Source organism: Leifsonia sp. 10N434, assembly GCF_056394405.1.
The window spans coordinates 585,272-599,011 of the sequence record NZ_JBFTHV010000001.1; the positions used below are offsets into that span (position 1 = coordinate 585,272).

General features: G+C 66.6%; 15 protein-coding genes. 7 read left to right on the forward strand and 8 right to left on the reverse strand.

Annotated elements, in window-relative coordinates; translation table 11 throughout:
- Positions 1–26: 26 nt before the first annotated feature.
- Both AC1DB1_RS02825 and AC1DB1_RS02830 read right to left on the reverse strand, forming a co-directional pair.
- Complete coding sequence (locus AC1DB1_RS02825; protein WP_477199713.1) at positions 27–1,013, reverse strand: LacI family DNA-binding transcriptional regulator; 987 nt, start codon at positions 1,011–1,013, stop codon at positions 27–29.
- A 74-nt stretch (positions 1,014–1,087) separates the two neighbouring features.
- A complete protein-coding gene (locus AC1DB1_RS02830) occupies positions 1,088–1,231 on the reverse strand; it encodes a hypothetical protein (protein WP_477199714.1) in 144 nt (47 codons plus the stop codon).
- A 111-nt stretch (positions 1,232–1,342) separates the two neighbouring features.
- On the opposite strand from AC1DB1_RS02830, the gene AC1DB1_RS02835 reads away from it, so the two are divergent.
- The gene (locus AC1DB1_RS02835; RefSeq protein WP_477199715.1) at positions 1,343–2,209 is read left to right on the forward strand and encodes a serine hydrolase domain-containing protein; all 867 of its coding nucleotides are present in this window, start codon (positions 1,343–1,345) and stop codon (positions 2,207–2,209) included.
- A gap of 48 nt (positions 2,210–2,257) precedes the next feature.
- Here the strand turns inward: AC1DB1_RS02835 and AC1DB1_RS02840 are convergent, their stop codons facing one another.
- Positions 2,258–3,772: a CehA/McbA family metallohydrolase gene (locus AC1DB1_RS02840; RefSeq protein WP_477199716.1), complete on the reverse strand. Its 1,515-nt coding sequence runs from the start codon at positions 3,770–3,772 to the stop codon at positions 2,258–2,260.
- A gap of 234 nt (positions 3,773–4,006) precedes the next feature.
- Positions 4,007–4,906: an aminoglycoside phosphotransferase family protein gene (locus AC1DB1_RS02845; RefSeq protein WP_477199717.1), complete on the reverse strand. Its 900-nt coding sequence runs from the start codon at positions 4,904–4,906 to the stop codon at positions 4,007–4,009.
- 195 nt (positions 4,907–5,101) lie between these two features.
- Here AC1DB1_RS02845 and AC1DB1_RS02850 point away from each other — a divergent pair, with 195 nt between their 5' ends.
- Positions 5,102–6,325: a DNA polymerase domain-containing protein gene (locus tag AC1DB1_RS02850; RefSeq protein WP_477199718.1), complete on the forward strand. Its 1,224-nt coding sequence runs from the start codon at positions 5,102–5,104 to the stop codon at positions 6,323–6,325.
- Between the two features lie 2 nt (positions 6,326–6,327).
- On the opposite strand, the gene AC1DB1_RS02855 is transcribed toward AC1DB1_RS02850, so the two are convergent.
- Positions 6,328–6,732, reverse strand: a complete 405-nt coding sequence (locus tag AC1DB1_RS02855; protein WP_477199719.1) for an arsenate reductase ArsC — start codon at positions 6,730–6,732, stop codon at positions 6,328–6,330.
- Between the two features lie 217 nt (positions 6,733–6,949).
- Between AC1DB1_RS02855 and AC1DB1_RS02860 the strand changes: the two genes are divergently transcribed.
- Positions 6,950–7,300: an ArsR/SmtB family transcription factor gene (locus AC1DB1_RS02860; protein WP_271176823.1), complete on the forward strand. Its 351-nt coding sequence runs from the start codon at positions 6,950–6,952 to the stop codon at positions 7,298–7,300.
- 66 nt (positions 7,301–7,366) lie between these two features.
- On the opposite strand, the gene AC1DB1_RS02865 is transcribed toward AC1DB1_RS02860, so the two are convergent.
- A complete protein-coding gene (locus AC1DB1_RS02865; protein WP_271176822.1) occupies positions 7,367–7,636 on the reverse strand; it encodes a hypothetical protein in 270 nt (89 codons plus the stop codon).
- Between the two features lie 136 nt (positions 7,637–7,772).
- Here AC1DB1_RS02865 and AC1DB1_RS02870 point away from each other — a divergent pair, with 136 nt between their 5' ends.
- Positions 7,773–8,762: a quinone oxidoreductase family protein gene (locus AC1DB1_RS02870; protein ID WP_477199720.1), complete on the forward strand. Its 990-nt coding sequence runs from the start codon at positions 7,773–7,775 to the stop codon at positions 8,760–8,762.
- Here AC1DB1_RS02870 and AC1DB1_RS02875 read toward each other — a convergent pair.
- Positions 8,759–9,214 carry a hypothetical protein gene (locus AC1DB1_RS02875; protein WP_477199721.1) on the reverse strand — a complete coding sequence of 152 codons (456 nt, stop codon included), beginning with the start codon at positions 9,212–9,214 and terminating at the stop codon, positions 8,759–8,761. The two genes, AC1DB1_RS02870 and AC1DB1_RS02875, sit on opposite strands and share 4 nt — an antisense overlap.
- Positions 9,215–9,499: 285 nt before the next feature.
- Between AC1DB1_RS02875 and AC1DB1_RS02880 the strand changes: the two genes are divergently transcribed.
- Complete coding sequence (locus AC1DB1_RS02880) at positions 9,500–10,831, forward strand: DUF7933 domain-containing protein (protein WP_477199722.1); 1,332 nt, start codon at positions 9,500–9,502, stop codon at positions 10,829–10,831.
- Positions 10,832–10,935: 104 nt separating this feature from the next.
- Complete coding sequence (locus AC1DB1_RS02885; RefSeq protein WP_477199723.1) at positions 10,936–11,325, forward strand: VOC family protein; 390 nt, start codon at positions 10,936–10,938, stop codon at positions 11,323–11,325.
- Positions 11,326–11,350: 25 nt separating this feature from the next.
- Here AC1DB1_RS02885 and AC1DB1_RS02890 read toward each other — a convergent pair whose 3' ends face one another.
- The gene (locus AC1DB1_RS02890) at positions 11,351–12,265 is read right to left on the reverse strand and encodes a cupin domain-containing protein (protein WP_477199724.1); all 915 of its coding nucleotides are present in this window, start codon (positions 12,263–12,265) and stop codon (positions 11,351–11,353) included.
- 72 nt (positions 12,266–12,337) lie between these two features.
- On the opposite strand from AC1DB1_RS02890, the gene AC1DB1_RS02895 reads away from it, so the two are divergent.
- Positions 12,338–13,723 carry a dihydrolipoyl dehydrogenase family protein gene (locus tag AC1DB1_RS02895; RefSeq protein ID WP_477199725.1) on the forward strand — a complete coding sequence of 462 codons (1,386 nt, stop codon included), beginning with the start codon at positions 12,338–12,340 and terminating at the stop codon, positions 13,721–13,723.
- Positions 13,724–13,740: the final 17 nt, after the last annotated feature.

The window sequence follows — 13,740 nt, forward strand, 5'->3', positions numbered from 1 at the left end:
CCCGATCTGCAAGTCGAGCGCGCGACTCAGGAGAGCGCGCGGTCCACGAGGCTGGTGGCCACACGCCGCGAGCTCACCGGGCGGCCCTCGATGAGGTCGATGAGCCCGGCTACCCCGAGCCGCCCGATCTCCGCGGCTCCGATCCGCACAGCGCTGATCGGAGGGGTCGCGAGCTCGAACCAGTCCACGTCATCGAAGGAGATGACTTCGACGCGCGCGGCTTCGACGGCACCGAGACGGCGTCGCAGACCGCGCACCGCCCCCAGAGTCGTCGGTTCGTTCACACCGAATACTGCCGTCGGCCGTTTTCCCCGATCGAGAACGCGGAGCATCGCGGCCTCGGCACCGTCGGCGAGGAAATCGCCCTCATCGATCAGCCGGTCATCCATGCTGATGCCGTGCGATTCGCGGCCTGCGAGATAGGCCACCCGGCGCTCCGCGGCCGTGGAGAAAGCGGTCGGACCGCCGATGAACGCGACCTCCGTGTGACCGCGACCCTGCAGCCAATCGAGAACCAGGGCGACTCCCTGCGCATTGTCGGTGGAGAAGAGAGGAGCGTCGAGACCGTCGAGGCTCCGATTGAGCAGAACCACGGGCAGCCTCGATGCCACCAGCGACTCGAGCTGCGGGGAGATCGGCCCCTGCGGAGAGAGCAGCAGCCCGTCGATGCGCTGCGTGGCGAAGATGCGCAAGTATTCGTCTGCCTGGGCCGCGTCCTCGTTGGCGTTCGCCAGCAGCACCGCGTATCCCCGCCGCATCGCCTCGCTCTCCGCGGCGTGGGCGAGTTCGGAGAAGAAGGGGTTGCGGATGTCCGACACCAGCAGCCCGAGCACTTCTGTGCGGGACCGGCGCAGCGCCCGCGCCGTCCCGTTCCTGACATAGTTGAGCTCCGCCGCCGCGGCGAGGACGGCCGCCCGGGACTCGGGAGAGGTCTGGGCGCTTCCGCTCAGAACGCGCGATGCCGTGCCCAATGCGACTCCGGCGCGCTCGGCGACATCCTTGATCGTCGACATCGATCCCCCTCGAGTGGAAACGTTTCATCCTCACGGAATACAGTAGCTCCCACGGTTCCAGGACGCCGGATGCTCTAGAACCAGTGCCTCTTCTTGAGAGCGATGTAGGCCCAGAGCTCGAGGGCGACGATGAGGGCGACGAGACAGCCTGCGCTGAACGGGTCTCTTATCCTCTGGGTCGATGGCAAACCGTGACTCGCCTGGAGTGCTCCGGTCATGGCCGCAGGTTGCCTGGCATCATGCGGATCGAGTGCGATGGCCGGCGGGATCTTTTCGCGGACCAATGGGCCGTGATTTCCGTGCAACGAAGAAGAAGTGGATGAACGTTTATGGGGGCGACCTCTGCTGAAGCGGTGTTGGCGCAGTTCACGGCGGCGGTCGATTCGGAGGGGCTGGGCGTTTACGGTGTCCACATCCGGTTGGGCCGGGAGACGGCGTCGCACCGTTGGCGCAGCGATGATCGCGAAAACCTGTACTCGGTGTCCAAGGGTGTGTGCGCGTTGGCCACTGGCATGGCCATCGATGAGGGCCTGCTCGACCTGGACCTGCGCGTCATCGATGTTTTCGGGGACTTCGCTCTCGGGGAGAGAGTCGGTGACGTCACCCTCAGACAACTGCTCACAATGACCAGCGGAATCGACTTCCTGTGGTTCGGCCACGAGCCGATCCCGTGGCCCGACTTGGCGGCGGAAATGCTGCGCCGTCCCTCTGCCGGTCGTCGGTTCCAGTACTCCGACGTGAGCACGTATGTGGCGATGCGGATGCTGGCCGAGCGGGTGGGTGATGTTCGCGACTGGCTGATGCCACGCCTGTTCGAGCCGTTGGAGATCGACAACCCGCAGTGGCATCGTTGCCCGCTCGGCTTCATCATCGGCGGCACCGGCCTTGAACTTCGCACCGACGAACTGGCGCGCATCGGCGATGTACTCATCGATCGCGGGAGCTGGAAGGGCGACGTTCTCGTATCACCGGGCTGGGTGGACGCCATGCACACCTCCTGGGTTGCAACGGGGCGCCCGTCACCGATGGACCGATACGGATTGGCGACCTGGGCGGGACCGGACGAGGCCTGGCGACTCGAGGGACGATACGGCCAGTTCGTCGTTGTGCACGGCGACGCCGTTGTCACGATCACGGCGCACGAGGAGTCGCTCGAGGACCGACTCTCCGAGCTAGCGGTTCAGCTCACTGCCTGAGGCACGACCACGCCGTCCTCGGTGTGCGATTCAAGCTTGTTCAGGTGGTCATTTCGGGCCGGGGTGGCCGCCACGGGAACTCGTTGTGTGCAGCCAGATCGGGTTGGTCATCGCTGCCATCGACCCGAAATTGAGCTTTGGCCCCATGGATGTTGCACCGGCTGATCCGTCGGCCATGGGGTGGCGGACTTCAGCCCGCACATAGGCGGCGATCTCCGGTCGCGTGAGCCAAGTGATGGTTGCGGCGCCGGACGCGGGCAGGGTCGACTGAAGCATTTGACCCTCGTCGGTGAAGAGGCGAACCGTGCCATTGGGCACACCGGAAACGTCGACGGTGACAGTGATGTCTTCGTCGCGCGCGGCCCGCAACGTCTCGCCGATGCCGGCCACGACACCGCGTGACGTCGCGGCGACGAAGGTCAGATCGACATCGGCTGACTCCGCGAGCCATGACCGCCCGGCTTTCAGCCCCGCCAGGATCGCAGTCCGGGAGAGATCGTCCGCCAGCACGACATTGTGAGGCAGCCCGATCACATCGGTCGGGTTGTGCGCGTCGCTGTTCCCAAACGCGGGCAACCACTTCTTGCCTGTGCGTGCGGACTCCGCGAGCAGGTTGTCCCAGGTCGAGACCGCAGCGTCATCGTCCCAGCCCCAGGGACCGGTCCAAACCTCGGTGCCGTCGAGACCGTCCCAGCCGTACTTCCACTCGCTCGCAATCCACGGGCAGTACATATGTGCCGACACATTGAGGCCCCCGTCGGCTTCAACCCGTTCCTGGAACTTCGGGAACACGCCGTCCCGCGCCCGGTAGCGCCAATCGATGAAGTCACCAGGTCGAGTTCCAAGTGCGAGCCAGTGACCGTTTCTAGTCGTGACCTCTTCGCCGGTGATGATCAAGAGATCCGGCCCCGCGAGCGGACCCCAGACACCATGCGATGAGGTCGTGTTGTGATCAGTGGAGACCATGAAGTCGAGTCCGCGGGCGCGGGCGCCGGCTGCGACCTGGTCAGGCGTATTACGTCCGTCGGAGTACACCGTGTGCAGGTGACAGTCGCCGCGGTACCAAGCGCGGCCGCGCCCCGAGGCAGTCGTGGCGGGGTAGGACGGCTTGAATGCAGCGCCGCGCGCGCCAGAGACCAGGGTGACCTGGACCTGGTAGTCCATGCCCTGAGGTGCGACCTGGTAAGGGCCGAGCACCACGTGCCACGTGCCGGGCATCACGTCGCCGGGCAGATAACCGGGTGTCGCGTCCGAGCGGCTGATGGAGAACTCTGTGCGGAATCCGCCGGACCAACCGCGAAACCCTTCGCCGCCGACATCGATACCGCGCGCGTCGAATATGCCGATGTCGCACGCGTTTCCGGGTGTTCCTGCCGGGACGGCGGGCTTCGAGTATGTGTACGAAACCGAGATCTGAGCTATACCCGCCGGGACGACCACCGGCAGGTAGACAAAGTCCGGAGAACCAGGAACGAGGTGCCCCGTGATCGCCTTGGTCTGCGTCCCAGCAGTGGTAGCCGCCTGTGCAGACACCTCGGAGAAGACCATCGGAAGAAGCGCCACACCAGCACCGGCTCCGATCGCAGCGAGAAGAGAGCGCCGCGAGAGGCCCGCTTCACGGGGGCCAGATGTCACACTGTCTGCACGAGAGTCCATGCTTCGACAGTCTCCGACCGCATCGTCGAGAAAACGACGCACGAGTGAACCGCGATCGACCACTGGCTGACCGTTGCGTAACCCGATCAGGGGACACCACCAGGGCGAGGCCGCCCTCGCTGGTCTCTTTGTACTCGGTGCTCAGCCGGCTACGTCGGGGTCGGTGAGTATCCGGGTCAGTGTGCTGCGGCCGAGAGCGCTCATTTCGGGGTTCGATTCCCGGTAGTACCACGGGAGGCCCATCGCCTGCTGGAACGCCCAGGCCGCACCACGCTGCCACTCGACGTCGTCGCATCCCAGCTCGGACCGAAAGGTCGCACGGGCATCGGCGTCGAGCATGTGCCAGGCGGCGACGAGGTCGAGCGCCGGGTCGGCCGGCGCGAAATCGCCGCCGTCGAGGACCCCGGCGAGTCGCTCACCATCGACCAAGACATTGGCCGGGATGAGGTCGCGATGGCTCATGACGACTTCGGCGGCCGGCGGAAGGGAGCGGAACCCGTTCCAGAGGGCACGGAGCCGCTCGACCGGGAGCAGACCTTCGCTCTCGCGAAAACAGACGTCCATCCATTCGTCGGAATCCTGCAACCGACCGCCGCGCCCCGTACTCATGAACCCGCGCCCTCTGGTATCCGCGCCACGGAACGCTTTCAGCAGGGCAGCGAGATCTCGTGCGAATCGCGTGGACCCGGCCAAACCATCGGGTGTCGCAACGTCCCCGGTCAGCCACGTCTGCACGGACCACGGCAGCGGATAGCCGTGGCCGGGTTCACCCATCGCGACGTGGACGGGCGTCGGGAACGGGCAGCATGCAGCCAGCTCCCGCATCGCATCGGCTTCCCGGGCGATGTCGGCCGCAACGTCCGCCGGGTCGATGTCTCGGAGCGGGAACCGTGCGGTGAACTCAGACCCGATCCGGTAGATCGCGTTGACGGTTCCGGTGCTCGCTACGCGGCGGATCGGCTCGTGCCGCCACGTCGGGAACTGCTCGACGATCAACTGCTGGACAAGCGCATCCTCGATGTGGAGCTCGTCGACGTGCATAGCCATAGGGGCGACCCTAGCCGATCACCCTACGAGCGGTCAGGGCACGTATGACCCGTAGCCGGGGTAGTCGATCGCCTCGGAGAACTGGTGCCGAAGACCGAGTCCCTTTCGTGCCCGCTGGCGTGAAACCGGCGGGTCGAGGTCAGCAGTCCGGCCCTGGTCGGCGGTGGCTGGCGCGGTTACCGTGGTGGCATGAGCCCGTCGTCGAGATCCGAGACGTTCCTAGAGGTCGCCGGTGAGAAGGTGCGCGTCTCGCATCCCGACAAGGTCGTCTTCGCTGAGCCCGGCCTGACCAAGCTCGACCTGGCGCGCTATTACGTCGCCGTCGCCGACGGCGCCCTCCGCGGCGCGGGCGGGCGCCCGATGGTGCTCAAGCGCTTCGTCAAAGGCATCGCGCAGGAGCCGTTCTTCCAGAAGCGCGTCCCGGATGATCACCCCGGCTACATCGAGACGGCGACGCTCCACTACGCGCGCGGTACCTCGGCCGAAGAGGCAGTCCTCCGGAACGCCGCCGGACTCGTCTGGGTGTCGAACCTCGGCTGCCTCGACCTCAACCCGCACGCCGTGCGCGCCGATGATCTCGACCATCCCGACGAACTGCGGGTGGACCTCGACCCGATGCCCGGCGTCGACTGGTCGCAGATCGTCGACGTCGCGTTCACGGCACGTGAGGTCCTCGAGGATCACGGTCTCGTCGGCTGGCCGAAGACGAGCGGCTCACGCGGTCTCCACATCCTCGTTCGCATCGCACCGAACTGGGGGTTCGCCGACGTGCGCCTCGCCGCTGAAACGCTCGCCAGGGAGGTCGAGAACCGCGCGCCCGGGCTGGCCACGGCGCGCTGGTGGAAGGAGGAGCGCGGCGAGAGCGTCTTCGTCGACTTCAACCAGAACGCCAAGGACCGTACCGTGGCGTCCGCCTACTCCATCCGGCCGCTGCCGGATGCCCGGGTCTCGACGCCGCTCGACTGGGACGAGGTGCGCTCGCGGCGCCCCGAGGAGTTCACCGTGCCGACCGTGCTGCAGCGGTTCGCCGAGCGCGGCGATCCGCACGCCGGCATCGACGACGCGGTCGGTTCGCTGGACGCCCTGCTCGCTCTCGCCGAACGACTCGGGCCGTCGGAGAAGCCGCCGCGGACCGCCGACGGCGGAGGCCGCCGCGTCTCGCAGATGCCCCTCATCGAAATCGCACGCACGAAGACGAAGCCCGAGGCGCTCGCAGCGCTGGAACAGTGGCGGGCGCAGAACCCGGTCGCCGCCGGTCAGCTGCATCCCGCCGACGAGCTCGTGGACGGGATGCGCGGCGCGAGCTCGCTCTGGTACCGCGTCCGGGTCAACCTCCAGCACGTGCCCGAGGGCGACCGACCCGCACAGGGCCCCCTCCTCGCCGAATACGACCCCTGGCGCGGACGGGCCTGACCTCAGATCGACAGGGAGGCGATCAGTCCGTCGACGCGGCTCCGGATGTCGTCGCGGATGCGACGGACGGTGTCGATGTCCTTGCCCGCGGGGTCCTCGAGTTCCCAGTCCTCGTAGCGTTTGCCGGGGAAGATCGGGCAGGCGTCGCCGCAGCCCATGGTGATCACGACGTCCGACTCGCGGACCTGCTCGGTCTCCAGAATCGAAGGGACCTGCTCGGAGATGTCGATTCCCTCTTCGGCCATCGCCGCAACCGCGACCGGGTTCAATGCTGTGCCCGGTTCGGATCCGCCGGAGAGGACTCGGACGCGGTCGCCGCCGAGTTCGCGCAGGTAACCGGCGGCGATCTGGGAACGGCCTGCGTTGTGGACGCAGACGAAGAGGACGGTCGGCGTGATGTCGGTCATAGGTGTCTCCGTGAATTCGTTGGGGTGGGCCGCCACCCGGGAAGGGCGACGGCCCGTGACGTGTCAGCAGCAGTCAGGCGCGCACGAACCGTCGGGCAGCGTCTGGCAGTCGTCGCAACATCCCATGATGATTCTCCCTTCTTCATCGACGGTTGTCGATGAACCCAGGGTGAACGAATACATTGACGTTTGTCAATGTATCGATGAGAATCGATGCATGTCGACCATCGAGCTCCTCCCCTTGCGCGATCTGCAGGCCTGCTGTGCGCCGATCACCGGGGAGGTGATCAGCGAGGAGAATGCGATCTCGTTGTCCCGCGCCTTGAAGGCGCTCGCCGACCCGGCACGGTTGCGGCTGCTGTCGATGATCGCCGCGCATGCGGATGGGGAGGCGTGTGTGTGCGACCTCACCGAACCACTGGCACTGTCGCAGCCGACCGTGTCGCACCATTTGAAGATTCTGACCGACGCCGGCTTTCTGACCCGCAGCAAGCGCGGGACCTGGGCGTATTATCGGCTCGCCCCCGGGGCGCTCGACACCGTCACCTCGTTTTTCGCCGCCGTCTAGGCCGGGCCATCGCTGCCCGCGGGTGGCGGAAGCGCTGCGAGGCGTATAGCGCTCCCATCCCCGAATTCACACGTAGGTGCGTAGCAGTTCCCAACCGCCGTCGGCGGCCGGGCGGACGTCGAACATCCGCACGTCTCCGTCGGCGACCGAGCAGCCCTGGAATCGCCAGCCGAAGATCCGGCCGGCCGGGTGCGTCAGGGCGTCGTGCCAGGTGTCCCGCAGCAGCGGTGTCGGCTGATCGGTGACGACGTAGCGGGTGCCACGCCAGACGATCCGGGTGGGGCGTCCGTTGTCGGTCCAGACAGAGACGATGTCGGTCGCGTGCGTCATGCTCATGAGGGCCTCCAAAGGGGTCGGGGATGGTCCTATTGAACCATTAACATTCGAACATTTGTTCGAGTGAATTCTGGGCTGGCGGCGACGGCGGATGCGATAGTGGAGTGCCGATCATGAGAGAAGGGGACTTATCCGGATGCGCGCGATCGTTGTCGAGCAGTACGGCGGACCAGAAGCACTGCGCCTCACAGACGTGACGGCGCCGACGCCGGGCGGCGACCAGGTGAGCATCGCGGTGCAGGCCGCGGCAGTGGGTCTCATCGACGTCCTGTTCCGCCGCGACGGGCTGGGCGGGCTGGTCTCCGTTCCATTCATCCCCGGCATCGAGGTCGCCGGCCGGATACTCGAGGTGGGCGACGATGTGGAAGGGCTGACGCCAGGGCAGCCAGTGGTCACCCTCAGCCGTCCGGGCACCTCCGGCTACGCCGAGATCGTCGTCGTGCCGGCGAGCGTGGTCCTCCCGCTCGATGACGATTCAGGGCCGATAGCGCCGAACACCGCCGTGGCCGGCATCCCCAACGTCGTCACGGCACTTGCGGCTCTCGACGACGCGGCGCGACTCCGGGCGGAGGACGAGGTCCTGGTCCTCGGTGCCACGGGCGGCCTTGCAAGCGTGTTCCCGTCGGTTGCGAAGGCGCTCGGCGCCGGCAGGGTGACCGGCGCCGTCAGCCGGGCCGGCAGTGTCGAGCGGGCGCTCGCCCTGGGATACGACGACGTTCTGCTCACCGACGAGTTGCCCCACACGGCGGCACGGTTCGACGTGATCGTGGACCCGGTCGGTGGCGCCTCGAGGGTCGCGGCCCTCGGTCTGTTGCAGCCCCTCGGGCGCTTGGTCGCCGTCGGCAACGCGTCGGATGCCGAACAAGTGCTCGTCGGCACCAACGATCTCTGGCTCAGCAACACGGGGGTGGTCGGGTTGAACATCGCCGCGCTTCTGGAGGCCCGTCCGCAACGGGTGCGATCTTTGGCCGCGCGGGCCATCGACCTCGTGCGCGCAGGCGCGGTGATCGTGCCGGTCGAAAGCCTTCCGCTGGAACAAGCCGCCGAAGCTCACCGCCGATTGGAGAGCCGCGAGGCGGTCGGCCGAATCGTGCTCACGCCCGTGGCCTCCGAACGCAGACCTTAGACGGTGTTCCAGTGCCGGAGCCCAGCCGGTTCGAGGCGAACCCAGATCAGGGTGATGAGTCGGCCCGTGAAGTCCACGACCACCGACGCGATCGGCGCTCCGGCACGAGTGATGATCAGTCCGGCCTGATTGTTCACCGATCGTTCGTCGACGAGGACATCCGCCGTCCGCGCGAACCCGTGCTCGAGCACGACCGAGGCGTCCTCGAAGCCCTGAACGACACGAATGCCCGAGGGGCCGCCGTGGCCGGAGTCGACAACGACTGAGACAGTCGGCGCCACGAGAGTGCGCAGCCTGTCTCTGTCGTGCGTCTCGGCGGCCACATGCAAGTGGTGGACAGCTCGATAGTGAAGCGGACGCGCGAGCCACTCCCAGACGGACCAGCCGCAGCGAGCGATCGCAGGACCGAGCATCCGTCCCGTCGCCGTCGCCCCTCGTGTGATCTCGGACATTTCGATCGCCTCCATCCGGCCTGCTCTCAGCGCCGCTACAACTAAGACCGATCGGGCGAGGGTTTTGTGACCCGTTGCCCTGGAGCGAGCACCCGAGTGGGGTGGCCCGTGTAACCGGGATTCATCCTGCATTTCCTCCCTCGCCAGGGGTAGCGTCGCAGTGTGTCGAATTCGACTCACGTTCGATCTGTGCGCGCCGTGGTCACCTCGGTAGTAGTCGCGAGCGCATGCTGCTTCGCGCTCGTCTCGGCGACGAAGCCCGCCGAGGGGGCACCATCCGCCCCCATGGCTGCGCCGACGCTCCTCCTCTACGAGGGCTTTGAAAATGACGTGCCGCCTGCATCGGCGAACTTTGTGCAGACGATCTCTGAGTATGACAACGGCGTCGATGCTCCCGTTCCGGGCTACGTCGGCCGCGGCGGGCAGATCTACTCTGCCGACTCGGCGTGGAACGGGCGCTTCTGCAATGGACTGATCATCAGCGGAAACGATCCAGGCACGGTGCCGGTGGCATCCCAAGCCGCCGACTGCTTGCAGGCCGGCTGGAATCAATCCAAGCAACTGGCGGAGACCCTCGGATTGTGGCGCGCCGATCAGGATTACCCGTACCCTGCCCTGCCGGGCACCGACCCGGACGCCAACCATGCAGTGACCGCGTACACCCAAGGCGACTCCCCTCCCGGAGTGATGGCATCGACCACTGCGGCGGCTACCGCCGGCCATTACTACACCGCGTCGATTGACGTCGCGCAGGCGAACTGCTGGGCAACCAACCCCGTGGACATCTCGATTCTGCTCAGCGACGCAGTCTCCCCACCGGTTTCGGTCTTCCCGGGCCCGATATCCGCGTGCACACTTCCTGTCCACCAGATCCAAGGCGACAACGTCGGCACATTCGTCGGTCTGGGCACACTGTTGGCGAAAGCGTCGACCGTGAGCGTCTCCGTCGTCAACAATCTCGGTGGTGGCGGAGGGGACGACAACGCATTCGACAACGTCGCCATCATCGATACCACCCCGCAGCTGAGGGCAAGCATCGCCGCGTCACCCGACGGACTCGCCTACCCCGCCGGCCAACCGGTCAGGCTCACTCTGTCTGTCACCAACACCCATCTGGCGGGCGCGCCTGCGCTGACCAGCGGCGCCAAGCCAGGCTGGAGTCTCGACCTGAGTTTGCCCGAAGGCTTGATTCTCGCCCCGGAACCGCGCGCCACGACAGACTGCGCAAACGCGACCGTGTCGACAGCCCGGACGACGATACGAGCAGGTGGTGACCTGCGCGCAGCGGACATTGCCTGCACCCTCGCAGTAGACGTCACTTCCACTACTGGCGGTGCGTACACCATCGATCCGGCCGATTATTCACTCGTAGGCCTTCTCTCACCGAGCCCGGTCTCGACAACGTTCCGGCAGAGCGCCTCTCCGACTCCTGCTGGTCCCCCCTCACCTGCGGATACCGGTGCAGAACTGGCCGACTCCGGAACGAACCAGATCCCAGCGATCGCGTGTGCCTCACTCTTACTGGCGCTCGGTATGGGCCTGCTGCTTTTCACAACCCTCAATCGCCGTGGCAAAAAGGCGTGGCTGGCTGATGAACGGGTCAGCTCCCGTCGATGAGTTCCTGTACGGCCGAGGCGAACGCGACCGGCGCCTCCTGCGGCACGAACTCGGCCTGTGCGAGGCCCCTAGCCTGGCTAGCAGATCGCTCCTATTCTGAGTTCATGGCTGATCTCGCGATCTATCTGAGCTACCCGGAACCAGCCCCGGTCATCGATTGGCTTCAGATTCTCGGCTTTCGCATCATCGTCCGGAATGACGAGGGCGGTCGAGTCGTCCATTGCGAAATGCGCCGCGGCGACGCAGCAGTGATGTTGGCAGTCGACGATGAGCAATACACCCGTCCCCCGCTGCTGGGGGCCTCAACTGGCGTCGGAGCCTACCTGGTTGTCGAACCGATGGAGGTCGACGAGCTCTATGCCACTGCCGTAGCCCGGGGAGGCCAGGGCGTGTTCGCCCCGGAGGAAACCGCGTGGGGCGCACGGCGTGCGCGGGTGCTCGACCCGGGAGGGCGTGAGTGGACCTTCGGAAGCTACCGCCCCGGCGAGGGCTAGCCGGCTGTATGGCCGCTCGTTCTTCTCACTCCGCCTGAGACCGGCGAAACCGGGCAGGGGTGTCACCGAGCTCTGCGCGGAAGGCGCGGGCGAAAGCCGACTCCGAACGAAATCCCACGGCGGCGGCGATCGCGGCGACGGATAGATCCGTCCCCACCAGCTGATCCGCCGCCGTCATGAGGCGCGCACGGGCTAGAAAGCGGCCGAAGGTCATGCCAGTGGCCGCCTGAAAGTGCCGGATGAATGTCGCGCGCGACATTGACGATCGCCGCCTCAACCGGTCGATCGACCAGTCCCCGCCCGGATCGTCGAGCACGAGGCGCACGATCTCGCTCATCCTCGGTTCGCTGACGGCGGTCCAGAGGAGCGAGTTCGCCCCGCTGCTGGCCGGCGTGCGCAGCACGAGCGCCATCAGCACCGTGCAGAAGGCGGACATGATCGCGGCAGATCCGGCGCCGTCGTGGGAGGCTTCCGATCGCATCAGCGAGCTGAGGCCGGTCAGCAGGTCCCGTCCGCCCTCGGAACGAAACAGCGACACATGGGTCGGGGTCGGAAGGGAACCGAAGAGGATGGCCCCGGCTCCGGCGCCGACCGTGTAGTGACCGCAGAACAGGTCGATCACCGGATGCCCGCCGCCCTCGCTGCTCGTCAGCGCGAAAGTCCGACCCTGGCGCTCCGTAGTCGGCCGCAGCACGCCGGCGCCCTCGGTGACGACGCGATGACTGCTGCCGGCGGGGATCACCACCACGTCTCCGGCGCGCATCGTGATCAGCGTGCCCTCCACCTCGAGCCGGCATTCCCCCTCCAGCAGCACGTGGAACGGCACCTCGCGTTCCCCCATGCTGTCGACTTCCATCCGGGTGGAGGCTGCCAACAGGCAGCGCTTGTCGAGGGTGGCGTCGAGGCGCGCCATCCTCAGCAACCGGCTGATGTCGTCCATGTGAGACTTTCGGGCTATTTGTTGCGACGAAACGGACTATTCGTATCACACCGAGCGATACAGACTCAAGGCATGGACACAACAACAGCACTCACCGCCGACGTCCTCGTGATCGGTTTCGGCAAGGGCGGCAAGACAGCAGCGCACGCACTCACCGACGCCGGCAAGCGCGTCATCCTCGTCGAGCAGTCCGATCAGATGTACGGCGGCACCTGCCCGAACGTCGGCTGCGTGCCGACGAAGATGCTCGTGCACTACTCCAACTCCAAGCGGCTGGAGGACGAGGCCCAGCAGTTCTTCGCCAACTCGATCGAGGGCGTCCGCGCTCTGACGAGCGCGTTCCGGGCCGGGAACTTCGCCTCCTTGGACGGCAAGGACACCGCCACCGTCATCACGGGTGCCGCGCGGTTCGTCGACGAGCACACCGTCTCGATCGGCGAAGGGGACGACCGCATCACGGTCGCCGCCCCGACGATTCTGATCAACACCGGCTCGGAGCCGATCGTGCCCGACATCGAGGGTGCCGGCGCGAGCGCCTTCCAGGTGAGCAGCACGGATCTGATCCACGCGGAGCGGCTCCCCCGCCACCTTGCGATCATCGGAGGCGGATACCTGGGCCTGGAGTTCGCGTCGATCTATCGGCAGTTCGGCGCGCAGGTCACCGTTCTGGAGGAGGCGGACCGGCTCCTGGCGAAGGAAGACACGGACGTCGCCGAGGTCGCCACCGGCATTCTCGCTGGCGACGGCATCCGGATCATCACCGGTGCCACCGTCACGGGAATCACCGACACCGCGTCGAACGCGGTCATCACGTACGTGAAGGACGGCGAGAGCCACACGGTCGAGGCGGACGCGTTCCTCGCTGCGACGGGCCGCCGGCCCGCCACGGACTCGCTGGACCTCCCGGCCGCGGGGGTCGAAACCACCGCACGCGGCGCCGTGATCGTCGACGAGCACCTGAGGACGAGCCGGCCGCACATCTTCGCCCTCGGCGATGTGAACGGCGGACCGCAGTTCACCTATGTCTCCCTCGACGACGCCCGTATCGTCATCGACCAGTTGCTGGGAGACGGTACGCGTGCTACCAGCGACCGCGTCGCGGTCCCGAGAACCCTGTTCATCACCCCGCCGCTGGCCACCGTCGGGCTGACCGAGCGCGAGGCGCGCGAACAGGGACTGAACATCCGGGTGGCACGCGAGAATGTGGCGGACATCGTCGCGATGCCCCGCGCGTACACGGTGGAGGAGACCCGCGGAGTGATGAAATTCATCCTCGACGCCGACACCGACCTCATCCTGGGCGCAGCGATCCTCAGCATCGACGCGCAGGAGATCATCAACACGGTCGCTCTCGCCATGCGCCAGCGCGTCACCGCGACGACTCTGAAGAACGCGATCTATACCCACCCGAGCTCGACCGAGGCACTGAACGAAGTGCTCGGCGTGATCGTCGGATAGTGGCTACCCGCCGATGA

What these genes read in the sequence shown, in the direction of transcription:
- AC1DB1_RS02825 (WP_477199713.1), bottom strand. Translation starts at nt 1,013, where the DNA reads ATGTCGACGATCAAGGATGTCGCCGAGCGCGCCGGAGTCGCATTGGGC.
- AC1DB1_RS02830 (WP_477199714.1), bottom strand. Translation starts at nt 1,231, where the DNA reads ATGACCGGAGCACTCCAGGCGAGTCACGGTTTGCCATCGACCCAGAGG.
- AC1DB1_RS02835 (WP_477199715.1), top strand. Translation starts at nt 1,343, where the DNA reads ATGGGGGCGACCTCTGCTGAAGCGGTGTTGGCGCAGTTCACGGCGGCG.
- AC1DB1_RS02845 (WP_477199717.1), bottom strand. Translation starts at nt 4,906, where the DNA reads ATGCACGTCGACGAGCTCCACATCGAGGATGCGCTTGTCCAGCAGTTG.
- AC1DB1_RS02850 (WP_477199718.1), top strand. Translation starts at nt 5,102, where the DNA reads ATGAGCCCGTCGTCGAGATCCGAGACGTTCCTAGAGGTCGCCGGTGAG.
- AC1DB1_RS02855 (WP_477199719.1), bottom strand. Translation starts at nt 6,732, where the DNA reads ATGACCGACATCACGCCGACCGTCCTCTTCGTCTGCGTCCACAACGCA.
- AC1DB1_RS02860 (WP_271176823.1), top strand. Translation starts at nt 6,950, where the DNA reads ATGTCGACCATCGAGCTCCTCCCCTTGCGCGATCTGCAGGCCTGCTGT.
- AC1DB1_RS02865 (WP_271176822.1), bottom strand. Translation starts at nt 7,636, where the DNA reads ATGAGCATGACGCACGCGACCGACATCGTCTCTGTCTGGACCGACAAC.
- AC1DB1_RS02870 (WP_477199720.1), top strand. Translation starts at nt 7,773, where the DNA reads ATGCGCGCGATCGTTGTCGAGCAGTACGGCGGACCAGAAGCACTGCGC.
- AC1DB1_RS02875 (WP_477199721.1), bottom strand. Translation starts at nt 9,214, where the DNA reads ATGTCCGAGATCACACGAGGGGCGACGGCGACGGGACGGATGCTCGGT.
- AC1DB1_RS02880 (WP_477199722.1), top strand. Translation starts at nt 9,500, where the DNA reads ATGGCTGCGCCGACGCTCCTCCTCTACGAGGGCTTTGAAAATGACGTG.
- AC1DB1_RS02885 (WP_477199723.1), top strand. Translation starts at nt 10,936, where the DNA reads ATGGCTGATCTCGCGATCTATCTGAGCTACCCGGAACCAGCCCCGGTC.
- AC1DB1_RS02890 (WP_477199724.1), bottom strand. Translation starts at nt 12,265, where the DNA reads ATGGACGACATCAGCCGGTTGCTGAGGATGGCGCGCCTCGACGCCACC.
- AC1DB1_RS02895 (WP_477199725.1), top strand. Translation starts at nt 12,338, where the DNA reads ATGGACACAACAACAGCACTCACCGCCGACGTCCTCGTGATCGGTTTC.